The sequence below is a fragment of the Methanocella conradii HZ254 genome, from assembly GCF_000251105.1.
In the GTDB taxonomy this organism is placed as follows: Archaea; Halobacteriota; Methanocellia; order Methanocellales; family Methanocellaceae; genus Methanocella; species Methanocella conradii.
Genome location: NC_017034.1, coordinates 1127328 through 1144655 on the forward strand (window position 1 = coordinate 1127328; position 17328 = coordinate 1144655).

Genomic DNA, 17328 nt, shown 5'->3' on the forward strand with positions numbered 1-17328 from the left:
ATGGACGCCGGCAGCCTTTATCGGGAGCAGCAGGAGCTCGCAAAAAAGGCTATCCTTATAGACTCATTTGGCCAGGTTAAGCGGATTGGCGGGGCGGATTGCTCTTACCTGGACGATGAGCTCGTCATTGGCGGCCTCGTGGTGCTGGATTATGAGGGGCTAAAGCCCGTATATCGGACTTTTAGCGTTCAAAGGCTCGCGTTCCCATACGTTCCGGGATTGCTGGCCTACCGCGAGGCCGGGGCCTTAATGGAGGCAGTTCAAGAGGCCAAGGTCGGGTTTGATGTTCTCATGGTCGACGGCTTCGGCGCCAACCATCCGAGGAGGTGCGGCATCGCCACCCACATAGGAGTCAAGCTAGACGTGCCAGCGATAGGCGTCGGCAAAAGCTTTTTATGCGGCGAAATAAAGGGCGAATACGTATACCAGGACGGCGAAAGGGTTGCCAAAATGCTCTACCCGAAAGGCTTGAAAAGGCCAATATACGTATCCCCGGGCCACAGGATATCCCTGGAGACCGCCGCAGGCATCGTCCTTGTCTCCATTAAAAAGGGAAGGCTGCCGGAGCCGCTCCGGCTCGCCCATGAATATGTGACACAGCTAAAAAAGATAATAGTCCACCCTTTTAAAGAATAATTTTTACATAACAGTATGGGGGCCTCTCGCTATCATCAGCTCCCTAACCTTTTCATCGTATTCGGCCGCTTCCTCATCCCTTCCCAGCCTCCGAAGCGTCGCCGCCTTATTGTTAAGCGCAGTCACATCCTCGGGGTTGATATCGAGCGCCCTGTCCAGGCAATCGAGGGCCTCTTCATACTTATTCAGCATGGCCATGCAATATCCTTTATTCGTCCAGACTACGGCCACGCCAGGGTTGATGCGGAGCGCCTCGTCATAGCATTGCAAGGCCTCATTATAAAGGCGAATATCGGAGAGCACGACGCCCTTATTATACCACGCCTTGGGGTACTCACGCTCTATATTTATGGTGGCCTCATAGCAGTCCATGGCCTTCTGGAAGTCTCCAATATAATAATAACAGTTTCCTGAAATGCACCACGCCTCAGCGTGCCTGGGGTCGATGTCGAGAGCCTGCTCCAGGTATCCCAGGGCCTTTATCAGGTTGCCGCGCTGATAGAAAAGCAATCCCTTCAAGAACCATGCGTCCGCCCTCAACGGGTCAAGCTCAAGTGCTTTTTCTATGCTTTCCAGGGCTTTAGCAAACGATCCCATGCGGCTCAGCGCGCCGGCCCTGCACATCAATACGCCTACATCATCCGGGCTCGTATCCAATACCTCATTAAAAATTGTTACTGCCTCGCTGTACCGCCCTATGCTGGCGTACATCATGCCCTTAATTTTATCGTCGCTGCTCATGGCTTTATCGCCGGTTCGCTTCCTGCCCTCCTACATATAAAAACTCTATTTTCATGGTGGCATATAGTTATCGATGGCTGTTTTAACTTTTTTATATTCTACACATTTTTACCAGTTTTTTATTCACCCCATATACTTTCATTACGCATTTACATTTTTTTGATACTATAGAGGAGACGTATATCGTTTGCCATTATGTTGTACGCCATAAATGCGCGTGGTGAAAAGGTTCAGGCAACGCCAAGAGGGATTGCGTTCTGCCCTGTTTGCAGGAGGGCCGTAGTTGCCAGGTGCGGCACATGCAAGGCGAGACATTGGGCCCACAAGCACGGGGAAGGCTGCGACCCATGGTTCGAGGAGACCGCCTGGCACCTGGCCTGGAAAAGCATAGTAAGGCCGGAGAGCTGCGAGGTCGTGATAAGGCGGGGAAAAACAGCCCACAGGGCGGACATAGTGGGCAACAGGAATACGGTGATAGAGCTACAGCACTCGCCCATAGCTCCTGAGGAGATGCGTGCCAGGGAAAAATTTTACGGTAAAATGATATGGATAATCGACGCAGCCTGCTTTTTCGGCAACATGTCATTTGTGTTGAAGGACGACTATGCTTTGATGGCCTGGCACTACCCCAGGACAGCCTTATTAACTGCGAAAAAGCCCATCTATTTTCATCTCCCCTGCGGCAACATCTTCAGGCTCGAGTGCGCATATCCTAAGCGGCGTGGGCATCCCCTGTCAGGATGGGGGCGTTTTATGGGCTGGAAGCCTTTTTTTCACCTCTACTTCTCATCAGTCGCGAAACAACAGTATTCGGATGGCCTCCAGCCCGATATCATTAAAGACCGTAGGGATATAGAGCTATCCAGGCTCAAGTTTCATCATAGCTCGAGGCTTACGCCACGATGTGATTGCGGCCTTAGCCCCGAGTATTCTAATTGCAATCAAATAGTGACCTTCTCTCCTGATTGAAATCAGGAGCATCCACCTTGTGCGCTCCATCCCTTCTCCAGGGGCGAGCGTACTTTCAGCCTGTCATCTCAGCATCGGGCTGAGCCCATGGAAGCCTTGTCTTCAAACACGGAACACGGTTCCTGTGTAGAACAAAATTTTGGCTGCAATACGGTGGAACTTCAAGACATAAATACTATTCTCGACTATTTATACATTCACAGTATGCTTGCCAAAAGTATTATTATTTTCATGTCGAAGAGCAAGGCGTGGATTCATCCCACCCTTTCAAGGGGACTCCCCGCCCCATGGCCCCGTTGTCCTAAAAAGCGCAGAGATAAGCATCATAAAAAAATTGCTACGGCTCAGCTAAGCAACAGCTATTATCAATATCTTTATATGCCCATACCATGTTATATGGTAGCATACATCTTATAAGGGGAAGCTCCATGGAATACTGGCAGCCAAAGATAGAGACGATGAAGCGCGCACAGCTTGAAGAGCTGCAGTTACAAAGGCTGAAAAAAACGATAAATGCGGTTTATAAAAACGTACAATTCTACAGGGCAAAGTTCAAGGAAATGGGCATACAGCCTTCAGACATCAAGACGCTGGACGACGTCAGGAAGCTGCCATTCACAAATAAGTCTGACCTGCGAGACAACTACCCGTTCGGGCTATTCGCCGTGCCAATGAAAAAGGTGGCAAGGATACACGCGTCTTCGGGGACGAGCGGAAAATCGACCGTGGTTGGCTATACGAGGAAAGACCTGGAGACGTGGGCAAACCTGATGGCCAGGTGCTTCTACATGGTGGGCGTACGCCCTGGAGACGTTTTCCAGAACGCCGCCAACTATGGGCTATTCACCGGGGGCTTAGGGATACATGCCGGCGCGGAAAGGCTGGGGTGTACTGTAGTGCCTAGCGGCACCGGCAGCACCCAGAAGCAGATAGAGATGATCAGGGACTTCGGGGTGACGGTGATGCACGCCACGCCTTCGTATGCCCTATACATCGCTGAGACGGCGAAGAAGATGGGCATCGAGCCTGGCTCGCTGCCACTGCGCATAGGCGTGTTCGGAGCCGAGCCCTGGTCGGCGAACACGAGGAAAGAGCTAGAGAAGTCGTTCGGCATTAAGGCTTATGATTCTTATGGGCTATCTGAGATGATGGGGCCGGGCGTCGCATTCGAGTGCACGGAGCAGGATGGGCTGCACATCTGGGAGGACGCGTTTATAGTGGAGGTGCTTGATAGGAATGGCGAGCCGTGCGCCCCGGGCGAGAAGGGGGAGCTAGTATTGACCACGCTTTGCAAGGAGGCGCTGCCCCTGTTGCGCTACAGGACTGGCGACATCACGACGTTTATGGATGGCGAGTGTGCCTGCGGCCGGACCGCCCGTAAGATTACGAAGTTTTTCGGGAGGGCGGATGACATGCTCATAATCAGGGGCATTAATGTATTCCCGAGCCAGATAGAGCACGTGCTCATGGAAATGCCCGAGGTTGGGGAGTATTTCCAGGTGGTGCTGGAAAGGGTTAACCATCTGGACGAGATAACCGTCAAGGTGGAGATGAGCGACCGGGCCTTCTCAGGAGAGCTGGGCGACCTTAAGAAGATCACCAATACGGTTGCGAAGCGCCTGAAGGATACGCTGAACCTCCGCACGAACGTCGTGCTCGTAGAGAAGGGGAGCCTGCCCCGCGTGGAGGGCAAGAGCAAGAAGGTAATAGACCTGAGGACAAGCATATAACTATTATAAAAGTCCATTGAAGTACGTACAATGGCGTTACAGCGCATAAATATCGCCCAGCGTGCATATGATAGGGAGGTAAAAGAATGCCCATGCTTGATTACTGGAATTCGCGCATAGAGCGGGCGCCTCTTGACGAGCTTCGGGAGATTCAGGCCAGGAAGCTCAGGCAGCTCGTGGATACGGTCTACAGGTCATCGCAGTTCTACCGCAAGAGGTTCAAGGAAGCGGGCGTCAAGCCCGAGGATATAAAGACGCTTGACGACGTCACGAAGCTTCCTTTCACGTTTAAGAAGGACTTGAGGGATAACTATCCGACTAACATGTTTTGCGTTCCCCTGAACCAGGTCGTGAGGTTCCACGTGTCCTCAGGGACGACCGGCAAGCCCACCGTGGTTGGCTACACTAGGGGCGACATTGACTGCTGGACCACCTCGCTCGCAAGGGCGCTGACCGCCTGCGGGCTGGGAAGGGGCGATGTCATACAGGTCAGCTATGGCTATGGGCTGTTTACAGGTGGCCTGGGCTTGCACTATGGAGCCGAAGAGATAGGGGCGAGCGTCATTCCCATGGGAGTGGGCAACACCGAGCGGCAGATCGAGCTCATGCAGGACCTGCACGCGACGGCAATCGCCTGCACCCCATCCTACCTGCTGCACATGAATGAGGTCGCTAAGAAAATGGGGATCAGCATAAAGGATGAGACTGACCTGAAGGTCGCCATACTTGGCGCGGAGCCGTGGTCGCTTGAGACCAGGAAGCGCATCGAGGATACGATGGGCATCAAGGCCTATGATATCTATGGCACCTCAGAGCTATCCGGGCCTCTGTTCACCGAGTGTAAGGAGCAGAACGGCATCCACGTCTGGGCAGACCACTTCTTGCTCGAGGTGGTTGATAAGAACGGGGACCCGGTGAAGGAGGGCCAGAGAGGCGAACTCGCCGTCACGACGCTGTCCAAGGAGGCGCTTCCCCTTATAAGGTACCGCGTGGGCGATATAACCATCCTGAATAATGAGGAGTGCGAGTGCGGCCGCACCCATCCGAGGATAATGCGCATACTTGGCAGGGCTGACGACATGCTCATCATTAGAGGGATTAACGTGTTCCCCAGCCAGATAGAGTCGGTGCTGATGACCATACCCGAGGTCGGTGAGCACTTCCAGATAATCGCGGACCGCAGCGGGGAGCTGGACGAGCTGACCGTGCGGGTGGAGGTCACGAAGGCCGCGTTCAGCGATAAGCTGGCGGACCTGATGAAGCTCGAGAAGAAGATAGAGTATGAGCTCCATAAGGTTTTGAACCTCTCTACAAAAGTGGAGCTGGTAGAGACGGGGACGCTGCCCAGGTCGCAGGGCAAGTCGCAGAAAGTGATCGATAAAAGAAAGATTTAAGGGACTATGCTTCGAGGTATTTTTTATGAGTAATACGATTAAGCAGATATCATTGTTCGCCGAGAACAAGCCGGGAAGGCTTTCTAAGGTTGCCGAGGCCCTTTCGAAGGCTAAGGTTAACATCCGGGCTTTTACCATCGCCGAGGCGGGCGACTTTGGCGTGATAAGGATGGTCGTCGATGACCCGGATAAGGCCTATAAGACGCTGCAGGGCCAGGGCTTCGCAGTCTCCGAGACCGACGTCATCGGGGTTGAGATGAAGGACGTGCCCGGCGGGCTTCACGAGATAGCGGACGTCCTCGGGAGGAATAACGTGAACATCGACTATGCCTACGCCTTCGTGACCAGCACGAAGCTGGCGTTGCTCATCCTGCGCGTCGATAACATCTCGCAAGCCCAGAAGGTGCTAAAGGAAGCGGGCGTGCGTCTGGTCGACTCTAAAGAGGTCAGCAAGATTTAGCCATTTTTATGCTTTTATCGTCCTGGGCTTTGCGATTATCTCCCTGACTTCGAGCTGGTCGAAGGCCTCGGACTTTGCCGGCTTTATGACGAGAGCCGTGTCCACGCCTTTTTTAGTGCCTCCGAGGCAGATGGCATCGCTGTCATCCCCTTCGTCCAGGTATGCGGCGATCATCCCCAGCTCTACTGCTACCTTAAAGCCCTCGCCCATCCGGCGATAGGCGGTTTTCATGTCATGTGGGTATGTGTAGGGTATATCCTTATAAAAGCAGACTCGTATGCCATTGCCCTTTAATTGTGCCAGTATCTCGCTCGAAAAGACGTTAGGGTCGGTTCCGACCACAGTCATTTTTATCTCCGAATTCTTGAACAGGTTGTACGCTTTTTGTGCCGTCTGGCCGCTCTTAGACGGTATAAAGGCCCGCTTTATCCCGTACTTTTGCGCCCACTCCCTCACCATCTTCAAGGTTGCGTTGGTATTCCTTTCGCCAGGGGCGGTAAAGTAGTATACTATCTCTTTTATCATATATGCCCATATTATTATAATTGTAAGGATTGGACATTAATCTATTGGTCGCCCGGCCGCGTTGAATGACGATACGATCGTAAGCTATCGTTTACCGGTTTTCGTGTTTCCATGCCAGGTGCCAGCCGCACAAACCACTAATACACGCGAGCCTTAAAAACCGCCTCACGAGTAAACGATAAAAAGAAGCTTATAATAGCATCATCATTAACACAACAAAAAAATACATACCTATTTATACTATGTGCGTCTTCTAGGGTGTGCAGAGAACATCGCTCTGAATGAGAAATCGACATGAGTTATAGCGGATTTAGCGGCCGAAGGAGCTTCGGCCCAAGAGAGATGCACAAGGCCATTTGTGCAGATTGTAAAGTAGAGTGTGAAGTGCCGTTCAAGCCCACCGAAGGCAGGCCCGTGTATTGCCGGGATTGCCTCCCCAAGCATAGGAAGCCCAGGTTCTAAAATTTTTAAATTTTAGCGCACTCATTTTAAATTTTTTATTTTATGCGGAGGTGTGATACTGTATAAGCCGAATCAAAAAGGAAAGAAGCCGGTAAACGCGGGTGGCGAGGCCATCAGGGTGAGGACTCCACGGAAAGCGGATGGAGAAATACTGGGCACGGTGACGAAGCTGTTGGGCGGGAATCATCTAAGCGTCCGTTGCCTGGATAACGTGACCAGGATGTGCAGGATCCGGGGCAAGATGAAGAAGAGGGCATGGATTCGTGAAGGCGACGTGGTCATCGTGGTCCCATGGCCTTTCCAGGACGAGAAAGGCGACGTTACCTGGAGGTATACCGGCCCGCAGGTCGACTGGCTTACGCGGAAAGGCTTTCTTAATGCCCCAAAGACGTAAAATACAGGACTGATGAAGTATATTTCGCTGGCGATTCATAACAATGAGCTGATATTGATTAGCGGCATGGAAGAATTTGCCTCCCATTTTTGCTATTCTAAGAAGCAGCGGCAGGGCGTAGTCGATGCACCACCCCAGGCGTCAATAGTCATCGACGATGAGCTAGACATGGATGAAGACATGGAATAGCTACTTTTCTCGTCTTCCCCTGAGCGAAAGATGAATCAGGAGGTAATAATAAAAATTAGCGCGATGCCTAAAAGGAATGGTACGTCTACCAGCCGGTTTGGCTCTCCCGGGCGAATAAGCCATGACTCCACCAGGTTTTATGAGAGCCGCCTTTATGAGGATTTCAAGCTCGATAAGGATGTTGAGCATATAGAAGGTGAGATGCCGCCAGGCGTTATCGACAAGATTTTTTGCAGGTCAAGCGAGGAGATGAAGGAACTGCCGGATGATAGCGTGCACCTCATGGTCACCTCGCCTCCCTATAACGCTGGAAAGGAGTATGATGATGATTTAACCTTAGAGGAATACCTCGGCTTTTTGTCTAGGGTTTGGAGGGAGGTTTACAGGGTTTTGGTGCCCGGAGGCAGGGCTTGCGTTAATGTGGCTAACCTTGGCAGGAAGCCCTACCTGCCCCTTCATTCTTTTATAATTAAGGACATGCTCGATATCGGGTTTTTAATGAGGGGTGAGATAATCTGGAATAAGGCGGCGGGTGCGAGTCCCTCGACGGCCTGGGGTAGCTGGCGGTCGGCAAAAAACCCTACTTTGAGGGACGTGCATGAGTATATCCTGGTGTTTTCAAAGAAAGCGTTTGCCAGGAGTGGCAGTAAGAAGAGGTCTACTATCACGAGAGAAGAATTTTTGGAGTTTACGAAAAGCGTGTGGACGTTTGGAGGCGAATCGGCGAGAAGGGTGGGCCACCCCGCACCTTTCCCCGCGGAGCTGCCCTTGAGATGCATTAAGCTGTACACTTTCGAGGGTGACGTCGTGCTTGACCCGTTCATGGGCAGCGGGACTACGGCGCTTGCAGCAGTACAGTGCGGCCGGCACTTCGTGGGATACGAGACCAACCCTGAATATATTAACCTGGCAAGCGCGAGGCTTCAAGAGATTATGGTAAAGTATAAAAGCCATAATAAAGTATAGCCCTTAATGGGCTACCTATCATTATTAATAGACAATATACCATTATTCTTCTTGCTAGCCTCTCTTATCATCGGCTGCACGACGGCCTTCTACGCATACCTTCTTCAAAAGCTAAAGAATCGGTATATCTCGTATGCCATTCCGCTTATGATAATCGTCTTATGGACTTTATGGGTGGCATCTCAGGAGTACCATGGCCCCACACTCGACATCGTAAATTGTGGGTATACGCTCCTGTATTATCCTATGATAGTCGTCTCTATACTGCCTTTAATGGACTATTTCATTAAGCTTGATAAAAGATGGGCAGCGGCGTTTATCGTAGCTACTGCAGTCATGTTCATACTACTGGCATACAATGGACTAAAAGGAGAGCAGGCAATAGTAATGCCTGGCACTCCCTTATCTTATAGCCTCGTACAACACATAATCTCTTTGATTTCTAGAGCTGTATGTGTCATTGCTGGATATATGGCGATTATAGTGGCGGTAAAAGCGCTGGAATGTCGAAATAAGAGGATATCAACAAATAATTAATATCCACCTTCTGGTGGCGCCAGCTTAAATAGTAAATACGGCTCTCCATCATTAACTTGATAAATGTCAACGCCTTCATAGGGGGCGGAGCGTAAAGTTTTAGGGGTTTATTTGTGAAATTGGGAGCGCCATATGAGGCCATCATCGAGAAGCTGATTAAGAGAGAGTATGCCGGGAACCGTACAGAGGCTATCAGGCAGGCACTGGTAGCATATGACCATATGCTCGAAGAGGAAGAAGCCTATCTCGTACGCCAGAAAGTGGAAGAGGTGATGGAAGAGATTGAGAGCGGCAGGCCAGGAAGCGTGGCCTTTAATGCTCCAAATCCGGCTATCCGAGAAGGACCTTGACGAGATAAATGATTAATGGTCTTTTTATAATATCCTTTGAAATGCGCCTCTGAATTTTTCCGCATTTCTTGCAGTTAGGACGAGCTCCTTGATTTCTGGAGGCAGCTGGCTGTCTTGCCACCTCATTTCCTCTTCGGCTGGCTTGCCTGCGCTTTTTGCGGCTTTAAGGGCATAAAGTGCCGCCCCAATCGAGTGGTCGGCCATGTGTGCGGTCGCGGCCGCATGCGCCACGCTTCGAGCCACAGCGGCTGCGGTAGGGCTTGACGCTTCCCTCGCTGCCTCATGCGCTTTCAATGCAGCTTTCCTTGCATCTCCAGTTGAGGCGTTTCCCTGTCTCCATTCTTCTGCCACGCTTAGCGCATCAGTCAATCTCCCGTCTATGCTATCTCCATAAAGGCATAGCACATGCTTTGCGCAGTCGCAGGCCCATCTTATTAGCTGATGGTGTTGCTCCTTTTTTAGAGGCCCGCAGCGGTGTTCGGCCACGAATCGCTTGTCTCTCATGTCCGGTGCCATTCCTTGCTAAGGGACGATGTTTACTTTTTACTATAGAAAAATTACCGGGAAATAGTATTATCCTCGTACTTTCAATCCTCATTTTCCGGGGACACCTCCTGAAACTTGGACGCGTTTGGCTTCCCATACTAGAGAGAAAAATGACATGAACTCCATTGGTACATACCCACATGGAATATAATGGACAATCTCCTCCCGTATTTCATAAAAAGAAGCATTCTGAACCCCTTATACTTTGTTCCATGAAATATATAAGGTTTTTTCCTGAAAAACTCCCCTTTGGATGCACATTTGTCATATACCGATGGAACAGCATATAGGGGGATTCTCTCGCCTCGTATCTTCCAATATTTTTCTACCTACTAAAAGAGTGGAGGATTAGTTTTCCTAGATTCGAGGGGTTCTTGCTCCTCTTTCATATATGTTTTTTGGTACTTGTCGGGGGTTTCTTTTTTCTTCAGGTGCCATAAAAAATAGTATAAAATGGGAAACTCATTTTCTAGCAAGTCTTCTAATATTAGAAGACTTGCTATGAATCTGGGGATGAAAAGAATTTTTCTATGTAATATTATCGTGAAGTAGCGTTTTAGATGGTATTCTTGAAATCCAATAGTTTATCCCTCATTTCATTTTAACCAATCACGGGACTTTTTCTGAATTTCAGAGAATGCTACGGGATTATTAATGTCTTTTGTGATATTATGGTAACGGTGATATTATGAGCGATGTGAACGAACTTAAAGAAGTATTAAGTGACCTGGAGAAAAAGTTAATTAGTGTAGAGAAAATATTTGCAGCCTTTCCATTTGCATTGTGGATGGTGATCATGCTATTCTACTCTAATGTAACAGCGGTTCTTCAGGTCTCATGGGAATTTAACATGGTCTACTGGGCAGCGGCAGTGATAATAGCAGTATTTTTAATGGCAAAGTGCTGGGAAAAAGTTGCTCAATTATCTAGGGTTATGGATAAGAATGTAGTGCTCTCAAAAACGAAAGTATTCATGCTAACAGGACTACCATGGATAATAGGTGCTATCATAGGATGGGTAATCATTCCCATGATACATCTATCAGTTAATCCAGAGGTAAACATAGCATTAGGTCTAATTAGCTTCATAGTGATATCAGTGTTCGGAATGTTTCTGGCAATGGCAAAATATACAGTGCAAAAAGAGATGATACCTGCTTTTATAATTCCACTCGTTAATATTCCCTTAGTATTGGGGGCAACTAATGCAATGGAAGTTGCATGTAGCAGTATTGCATTAGGCTACACCTTAACAATATTATGGTATCTTTATAGCGCATTTAAAGTCCACATGTAGGGGTTATCATGGAATTGAAGAAACTGATGGAAAACCGGTTACTAGGCAACCCCATCCGACTAGCCATCATGCTATACCTACTCACCAGAAGACGCGTCTTATTCAAAGACCTTCAAAATGTCTTGGAAATAACCCCTGGAAACTTAGATTCGCACCTAAAATCTCTTGAAGAATACAATTATATAAAAAGAGGGAAAATATTAGCAGACAGGCCCAGGACAGCAATAGAGATAACCGAAAATGGCGTTCAAGAGCTAGTTAGATATATGGAAATGCTCAAAGAAACATTGGGAATGTCAACAAAAATTTGAAGTTATTGTTTTTAGATTTTTTTAGTATTGTAGGTTGTTGATTTGAAAGGATTTCTTTAAGTTTTGTTTTTAGAATGTTATGGAAGTTTCAGCTCATACGATTCTATCATTTACATTTATTGGATAGAGGATGAAGAGATAATTTTAGTCGCCACATAAACCACGATGGAATCATATAAGTTCCACAAAAGAGACTATTTCACTTTTTGGGGTCTTAGATGTAATTGACTAGTATGCCAAGAATGTATTCAAATTCATTAATCCTTTTAAGATATGATGATAAGTTGAATATTTTCAATCCTCATTTTGCGAGGACACATTTTGAAACCGGCTCTCAGAAACCTAAAACTAATCGGTTACAGCTTTCAATCCTCATTTTGCGAGGACACATTTTGAAACTTCCCAGACCAGCAAGCCCAATGTGGTGTCCCCGCCTTTCAATCCTCATTTTGCGAGGACACATTTTGAAACTGGCAGGCCGAGCTGGTAGTGGAGGGCAGGTATACCCTCTTTCAATCCTCATTTTGCGAGGACACATTTTGAAACTCTCACCCGCTCGTAGACCCCAAGTGGGTTGAGCTGCTTTCAATCCTCATTTTGCGAGGACACATTTTGAAACCGGCTGGAAAACGTGAGCAAGAACATCCTCCCAGAGGTCTTTCAATCCTCATTTTGCGAGGACACATTTTGAAACTACTACCTCCTCGCAGAACACGTAGAACCGGTCAGCTTTCAATCCTCATTTTGCGAGGACACATTTTGAAACTCAATTTGGGATTATTATGAGTGATAAGGATATGCTTTCAATCCTCATTTTGCGAGGACACATTTTGAAACTCATTCTTATACCCGACCACAAATTCCAAGACGTGTCTTTCAATCCTCATTTTGCGAGGACACATTTTGAAACGGAAGGATGATACGGGGGGTAGTGGGAAGGGTGAGAACTTTCAATCCTCATTTTGCGAGGACACATTTTGAAACGTTATAAAAAAACTCCATGGAAAATTCCCTGGCCAGCTTTCAATCCTCATTTTGCGAGGACACATTTTGAAACATTCAAATAGACTCTTATTTCCTCAAGTTTTTTTTGCTTTCAATCCTCATTTTGCGAGGACACATTTTGAAACGAAGGCAAGAACATGATATGGTCAACAATACATTGGTCCTTTCAATCCTCATTTTGCGAGGACACATTTTGAAACCGATAGGCCCGGACAGGGCCGCCATGCTACTTATAACTTTCAATCCTCATTTTGCGAGGACACATTTTGAAACCGATATGCCCGGACAGGGCCGCCATGCTACTTATAACTTTCAATCCTCATTTTGCGAGGACACATTTTGAAACATAGCCAATAAATTTGGTTCTAACAAACAAAAACCCACTTTCAATCCTCATTTTGCGAGGACACATTTTGAAACAACAGTATCAGGGGCATCATCAGGCGCATGTTGATGCGCTTTCAATCCTCATTTTGCGAGGACACATTTTGAAACAAATAATAAAAAAATAGAACAAGAAACCCAAGAACCTTTCAATCCTCATTTTGCGAGGACACATTTTGAAACTACAATATTCGACCATCCTCCCCAATGGGGCTGCGTCTTTCAATCCTCATTTTGCGAGGACACATTTTGAAACCACCATCCTGTTTATATTTATAGTGAGGGATAAATACTTTCAATCCTCATTTTGCGAGGACACATTTTGAAACCCGAACACGCCAGCCAGATTGACGGGTAGCAAAGACTTTCAATCCTCATTTTGCGAGGACACATTTTGAAACAAGGACTTTCTAACTTCTCTAAAAATCGCCTTACGTCTTTCAATCCTCATTTTGCGAGGACACATTTTGAAACTTTGGACAACGCCGCCACAAGTGTTGAAATGTTGAACTTTCAATCCTCATTTTGCGAGGACACATTTTGAAACCATCCTAACTTTTGACGAGTTAGTAAAAACCTATAACTTTCAATCCTCATTTTGCGAGGACACATTTTGAAACACCTAATCAACGGCATCCAAATCCACCACCAAAGGCACTTTCAATCCTCATTTTGCGAGGACACATTTTGAAACAACAGCCAGATAGAATGGAGTCTAATGATGGTGTTAAACTTTCAATCCTCATTTTGCGAGGACACATTTTGAAACCGGTTATGCCCTCAAGTATTTTACCGATATCGTCTTTCAATCCTCATTTTGCGAGGACACATTTTGAAACTTTGCAGATTCATATATCCGGTTTTATTCACGATTCTTTCAATCCTCATTTTGCGAGGACACATTTTGAAACACCCAAACAAGGAGGGAATATAAATATGGCAACTTTCTTTCAATCCTCATTTTGCGAGGACACATTTTGAAACGTGGCGCCCATCCTCTGTTCCATGTACTGTTTAAATCCTTTCAATCCTCATTTTGCGAGGACACATTTTGAAACCCCTATTGTTAGCAATTATTTAACATTTGCTAACAACTTTCAATCCTCATTTTGCGAGGACACATTTTGAAACATACGCGTCCAAATCGAGATGAGCCGCGCACTAAACTTTCAATCCTCATTTTGCGAGGACACATTTTGAAACTGCCCTGGAGGGTTGACGGGTACCGCGTCTACCGGGCTTTCAATCCTCATTTTGCGAGGACACATTTTGAAACCAGTGGGGAGCCTATACGTTATGACGCCTAATGGGTCTTTCAATCCTCATTTTGCGAGGACACATTTTGAAACTGGTAATGACGTCTAGCGGCGAAGGCACGATCCGAATCTTTCAATCCTCATTTTGCGAGGACACATTTTGAAACCAGACTGGCGAGCGCGTCGGCTACTGGGACGCCCGTCTTTCAATCCTCATTTTGCGAGGACACATTTTGAAACTGTGGTAGTAGTGTTGTAGGCGAGACGTGGGTGGTCTTTCAATCCTCATTTTGCGAGGACACATTTTGAAACTTTGTTATCTTGTTCGGCTTCGGGGTTGTGGTCACGACTTTCAATCCTCATTTTGCGAGGACACATTTTGAAACGGATGGTCCTCGTGCCAGGTGGATACGCAACCCTCACCTTTCAATCCTCATTTTGCGAGGACACATTTTGAAACACCGTCAGGATAGGCTATACATGCCCGTCAGACCGGCTTTCAATCCTCATTTTGCGAGGACACATTTTGAAACGCTGTTCCAAGGCTCTCGCCTTAGGGTGCTCGTGTACTTTCAATCCTCATTTTGCGAGGACACATTTTGAAACTAAGAAGTATGGTTACACTATTGTTAAGCATGTTGTCTTTCAATCCTCATTTTGCGAGGACACATTTTGAAACGTCAAAGTATATTTTAGCCAAGACCCCGCTGACATTACTTTCAATCCTCATTTTGCGAGGACACATTTTGAAACACAATTAAAACCGCCTTTACGTGAGGCGAAAAGGAGCTTTCAATCCTCATTTTGCGAGGACACATTTTGAAACAACACGGTGACCATCCACCATTTATATATTATCAAAACTTTCAATCCTCATTTTGCGAGGACACATTTTGAAACGTATTGGGGATGCTTTCAATGGCGTAGTAATTTATATCTTTCAATCCTCATTTTGCGAGGACACATTTTGAAACATAGAAGAATAGGATATGGTCATAATATGGCGAAAACTTTCAATCCTCATTTTGCGAGGACACATTTTGAAACACAAAAGTATGCCCAATACATAAAAAAGGTTAGTACCTTTCAATCCTCATTTTGCGAGGACACATTTTGAAACTAGTTCGTGGTAGTATCCTAGTATCCCCCACAACGTCTTTCAATCCTCATTTTGCGAGGACACATTTTGAAACCTCACCTGTATGATGGCGTGGCGGGGCGCGTAACCCTCTTTCAATCCTCATTTTGCGAGGACACATTTTGAAACCAAAATACTGCGCGGAAACAATGATAGAAAAAATAAACTTTCAATCCTCATTTTGCGAGGACACATTTTGAAACTGCTTATATAAACGAGGCCTCGGAGCTCACGTGGCACTTTCAATCCTCATTTTGCGAGGACACATTTTGAAACGGGCCTCACACCATTACTAGTAATCCACCGGAACAATCTTTCAATCCTCATTTTGCGAGGACACATTTTGAAACGGGCCTCACACCATTACTGGTAATCCACCGGAACAATCTTTCAATCCTCATTTTGCGAGGACACATTTTGAAACATTGGGAGGCGCGGAGTACCAGCCCAGCCATACATCTTTCAATCCTCATTTTGCGAGGACACATTTTGAAACGCTGTGCATGCCGCCCCACCCGGGCAACGCCGACAACTCTTTCAATCCTCATTTTGCGAGGACACATTTTGAAACGAGGAAGACGGGGTGCCCTCACCACAAGACGAGGACTTTCAATCCTCATTTTGCGAGGACACATTTTGAAACTGGTTCACGGGGGTGCCCGGGCTTGACGTGCTAACCTTTCAATCCTCATTTTGCGAGGACACATTTTGAAACTGGTTCACGGGGGTGCCCGGGTTTGACGTGCTAACCTTTCAATCCTCATTTTGCGAGGACACATTTTGAAACGGGTTCAACGCCCACTTATACTCCCACATATACGCCTTTCAATCCTCATTTTGCGAGGACACATTTTGAAACGGGTTCAACGCCCACTTATACTCCCACATATACGCCTTTCAATCCTCATTTTGCGAGGACACATTTTGAAACCGTGCCGTCGACGCTTCCCTGGAACGCCAGGTTCGCCTTTCAATCCTCATTTTGCGAGGACACATTTTGAAACTTGTCGGCTCGTGGTCTAATGGGTTGTCCGGCCAGTCTTTCAATCCTCATTTTGCGAGGACACATTTTGAAACCACTGGTACGAACTCGACGCCGGGCGGCGAATTCGCTTTCAATCCTCATTTTGCGAGGACACATTTTGAAACCCTCTGTGAGCGCATAAAAAAACTGCTTGTTGATAACTTTCAATCCTCATTTTGCGAGGACACATTTTGAAACGGCACGAACTACTATGACGTGTACATGGATGGTAGCCTTTCAATCCTCATTTTGCGAGGACACATTTTGAAACGTAGCTGTACACACCGCCACTGGGGTGGCGGCTGCAAGCTTTCAATCCTCATTTTGCGAGGACACATTTTGAAACCCTCGAAACGGGCGTCGAATCAGCCCACACGGAGCTCTTTCAATCCTCATTTTGCGAGGACACATTTTGAAACCAACGAGGAGGCGAGGATATGACTGACAATGGTCTCCACTTTCAATCCTCATTTTGCGAGGACACATTTTGAAACGCCCTTCAACGGCTCATAGGCTGTGTTGCTCATGTTACTTTCAATCCTCATTTTGCGAGGACACATTTTGAAACAGGGAGTTGAACGACCTGGCCCAGAAGCAGGAGAAGACTTTCAATCCTCATTTTGCGAGGACACATTTTGAAACGGGGGCCACGCCCTCATGATAATCGGCTACGATGACACTTTCAATCCTCATTTTGCGAGGACACATTTTGAAACACCCCTACACGGCGGACGACTACAACACGGTTAGGACTTTCAATCCTCATTTTGCGAGGACACATTTTGAAACGCCCCACAACGGGTACATCACCTTCGACGTGGACGGCTTTCAATCCTCATTTTGCGAGGACACATTTTGAAACCCTCGAAGCGGCGAAAGAACGTATTTCATGGGAATTCTTTCAATCCTCATTTTGCGAGGACACATTTTGAAACCCTCGAAGCGGCGAAAGAACGTATTTCATGGGCATTCTTTCAATCCTCATTTTGCGAGGACACATTTTGAAACCATCTG

The 17328-nt window shown here is 47.2% G+C and carries 16 protein-coding genes and 1 CRISPR repeat array (1 of these 17 cut by a window edge); of the genes, 13 read left to right on the forward strand and 3 right to left on the reverse strand.

From position 1 onward, the window contains the following. Positions 1 to 636 carry an endonuclease V gene (locus tag MTC_RS05795; RefSeq protein ID WP_014405756.1) on the forward strand — a complete coding sequence of 212 codons (636 nt, stop codon included), beginning with the start codon at positions 1 to 3 and terminating at the stop codon, positions 634 to 636. Between the two features lie 3 nt (positions 637 to 639). Here MTC_RS05795 and MTC_RS05800 read toward each other — a convergent pair whose 3' ends face one another. Then, complete coding sequence (locus MTC_RS05800; protein ID WP_014405757.1) at positions 640 to 1377, reverse strand: tetratricopeptide repeat protein; 738 nt, start codon at positions 1375 to 1377, stop codon at positions 640 to 642. A 195-nt stretch (positions 1378 to 1572) separates the two neighbouring features. On the opposite strand from MTC_RS05800, the gene MTC_RS12655 reads away from it, so the two are divergent. The 4 genes from MTC_RS12655 (at position 1573) to MTC_RS05820 (ending at position 5930) form a co-directional block, all read left to right on the forward strand. Beyond that, positions 1573 to 2346, forward strand: coding sequence for a competence protein CoiA (locus MTC_RS12655; protein WP_014405758.1), 774 nt, complete (start codon positions 1573 to 1575; stop codon positions 2344 to 2346). Between the two features lie 428 nt (positions 2347 to 2774). Beyond that, entirely contained in the window at positions 2775 to 4076 is a 1302-nt protein-coding gene (locus MTC_RS05810) for a phenylacetate--CoA ligase family protein (protein WP_014405759.1), read from the forward strand. 92 nt (positions 4077 to 4168) lie between these two features. Beyond that, positions 4169 to 5470, forward strand: a complete 1302-nt coding sequence (locus MTC_RS05815) for an AMP-binding protein (protein ID WP_048189565.1) — start codon at positions 4169 to 4171, stop codon at positions 5468 to 5470. Positions 5471 to 5495: 25 nt separating this feature from the next. Beyond that, the gene (locus MTC_RS05820; protein ID WP_014405761.1) at positions 5496 to 5930 is read left to right on the forward strand and encodes an ACT domain-containing protein; all 435 of its coding nucleotides are present in this window, start codon (positions 5496 to 5498) and stop codon (positions 5928 to 5930) included. A gap of 6 nt (positions 5931 to 5936) precedes the next feature. On the opposite strand, the gene MTC_RS05825 is transcribed toward MTC_RS05820, so the two are convergent. Continuing rightward, complete coding sequence (locus MTC_RS05825; RefSeq protein WP_014405762.1) at positions 5937 to 6455, reverse strand: pyruvate kinase alpha/beta domain-containing protein; 519 nt, start codon at positions 6453 to 6455, stop codon at positions 5937 to 5939. A 294-nt stretch (positions 6456 to 6749) separates the two neighbouring features. Here MTC_RS05825 and MTC_RS12825 point away from each other — a divergent pair, with 294 nt between their 5' ends. The 6 genes from MTC_RS12825 to MTC_RS05845 all read left to right on the forward strand — a co-directional run bounded on the left by MTC_RS12825 (position 6750) and on the right by MTC_RS05845 (position 9353). Further along, positions 6750 to 6917 (forward strand): CxxC-x17-CxxC domain-containing protein, encoded by a 168-nt coding sequence (locus tag MTC_RS12825; RefSeq protein ID WP_014405763.1) that lies wholly within the window; start codon positions 6750 to 6752, stop codon positions 6915 to 6917. 58 nt (positions 6918 to 6975) lie between these two features. After that, positions 6976 to 7311, forward strand: a complete 336-nt coding sequence (eif1A, locus tag MTC_RS05830; protein WP_143767210.1) for a translation initiation factor eIF-1A — start codon at positions 6976 to 6978, stop codon at positions 7309 to 7311. 12 nt (positions 7312 to 7323) lie between these two features. Next, on the forward strand, positions 7324 to 7500 hold the full coding sequence (locus MTC_RS13290; RefSeq protein ID WP_014405765.1) for a hypothetical protein: 177 nt from the start codon (positions 7324 to 7326) through the stop codon (positions 7498 to 7500). A gap of 63 nt (positions 7501 to 7563) precedes the next feature. Next, on the forward strand, positions 7564 to 8466 hold the full coding sequence (locus tag MTC_RS05835; protein WP_143767084.1) for a DNA methyltransferase: 903 nt from the start codon (positions 7564 to 7566) through the stop codon (positions 8464 to 8466). 6 nt (positions 8467 to 8472) lie between these two features. Then, a complete protein-coding gene (locus MTC_RS05840) occupies positions 8473 to 9003 on the forward strand; it encodes a hypothetical protein (protein ID WP_014405767.1) in 531 nt (176 codons plus the stop codon). A 113-nt stretch (positions 9004 to 9116) separates the two neighbouring features. Continuing rightward, positions 9117 to 9353, forward strand: coding sequence for a hypothetical protein (locus MTC_RS05845; RefSeq protein ID WP_048189073.1), 237 nt, complete (start codon positions 9117 to 9119; stop codon positions 9351 to 9353). Between the two features lie 24 nt (positions 9354 to 9377). Here the strand turns inward: MTC_RS05845 and MTC_RS05850 are convergent, their stop codons facing one another. Further along, positions 9378 to 9857, reverse strand: coding sequence for a putative immunity protein (locus tag MTC_RS05850; RefSeq protein WP_014405768.1), 480 nt, complete (start codon positions 9855 to 9857; stop codon positions 9378 to 9380). A gap of 730 nt (positions 9858 to 10587) precedes the next feature. On the opposite strand from MTC_RS05850, the gene MTC_RS05855 reads away from it, so the two are divergent. Together MTC_RS05855 and MTC_RS05860 are read left to right on the forward strand one after the other, a co-directional pair. Next, positions 10588 to 11196 carry a hypothetical protein gene (locus MTC_RS05855; protein WP_014405769.1) on the forward strand — a complete coding sequence of 203 codons (609 nt, stop codon included), beginning with the start codon at positions 10588 to 10590 and terminating at the stop codon, positions 11194 to 11196. Positions 11197 to 11204: 8 nt separating this feature from the next. After that, positions 11205 to 11507 carry a transcriptional regulator gene (locus MTC_RS05860; protein WP_014405770.1) on the forward strand — a complete coding sequence of 101 codons (303 nt, stop codon included), beginning with the start codon at positions 11205 to 11207 and terminating at the stop codon, positions 11505 to 11507. A gap of 291 nt (positions 11508 to 11798) precedes the next feature. Further along, a CRISPR array of direct repeats spans positions 11799 to 17328; the repeat unit is 37 nt; unit sequence CTTTCAATCCTCATTTTGCGAGGACACATTTTGAAAC; it runs 433 nt beyond the window's last position.

What these genes read in the sequence shown, in the direction of transcription:
- MTC_RS05795 (WP_014405756.1), top strand. Translation starts at nt 1, where the DNA reads ATGGACGCCGGCAGCCTTTATCGGGAGCAGCAGGAGCTCGCAAAAAAG.
- MTC_RS05850 (WP_014405768.1), bottom strand. Translation starts at nt 9,857, where the DNA reads ATGAGAGACAAGCGATTCGTGGCCGAACACCGCTGCGGGCCTCTAAAA.
- MTC_RS05800 (WP_014405757.1), bottom strand. Translation starts at nt 1,377, where the DNA reads ATGAGCAGCGACGATAAAATTAAGGGCATGATGTACGCCAGCATAGGG.
- MTC_RS05860 (WP_014405770.1), top strand. Translation starts at nt 11,205, where the DNA reads ATGGAATTGAAGAAACTGATGGAAAACCGGTTACTAGGCAACCCCATC.
- MTC_RS05820 (WP_014405761.1), top strand. Translation starts at nt 5,496, where the DNA reads ATGAGTAATACGATTAAGCAGATATCATTGTTCGCCGAGAACAAGCCG.
- MTC_RS05835 (WP_143767084.1), top strand. Translation starts at nt 7,564, where the DNA reads ATGCCTAAAAGGAATGGTACGTCTACCAGCCGGTTTGGCTCTCCCGGG.
- MTC_RS05855 (WP_014405769.1), top strand. Translation starts at nt 10,588, where the DNA reads ATGAGCGATGTGAACGAACTTAAAGAAGTATTAAGTGACCTGGAGAAA.
- MTC_RS05810 (WP_014405759.1), top strand. Translation starts at nt 2,775, where the DNA reads ATGGAATACTGGCAGCCAAAGATAGAGACGATGAAGCGCGCACAGCTT.
- MTC_RS05815 (WP_048189565.1), top strand. Translation starts at nt 4,169, where the DNA reads ATGCTTGATTACTGGAATTCGCGCATAGAGCGGGCGCCTCTTGACGAG.
- MTC_RS12655 (WP_014405758.1), top strand. Translation starts at nt 1,573, where the DNA reads ATGTTGTACGCCATAAATGCGCGTGGTGAAAAGGTTCAGGCAACGCCA.
- MTC_RS12825 (WP_014405763.1), top strand. Translation starts at nt 6,750, where the DNA reads ATGAGTTATAGCGGATTTAGCGGCCGAAGGAGCTTCGGCCCAAGAGAG.
- MTC_RS13290 (WP_014405765.1), top strand. Translation starts at nt 7,324, where the DNA reads ATGAAGTATATTTCGCTGGCGATTCATAACAATGAGCTGATATTGATT.
- MTC_RS05825 (WP_014405762.1), bottom strand. Translation starts at nt 6,455, where the DNA reads ATGATAAAAGAGATAGTATACTACTTTACCGCCCCTGGCGAAAGGAAT.
- MTC_RS05840 (WP_014405767.1), top strand. Translation starts at nt 8,473, where the DNA reads ATGGGCTACCTATCATTATTAATAGACAATATACCATTATTCTTCTTG.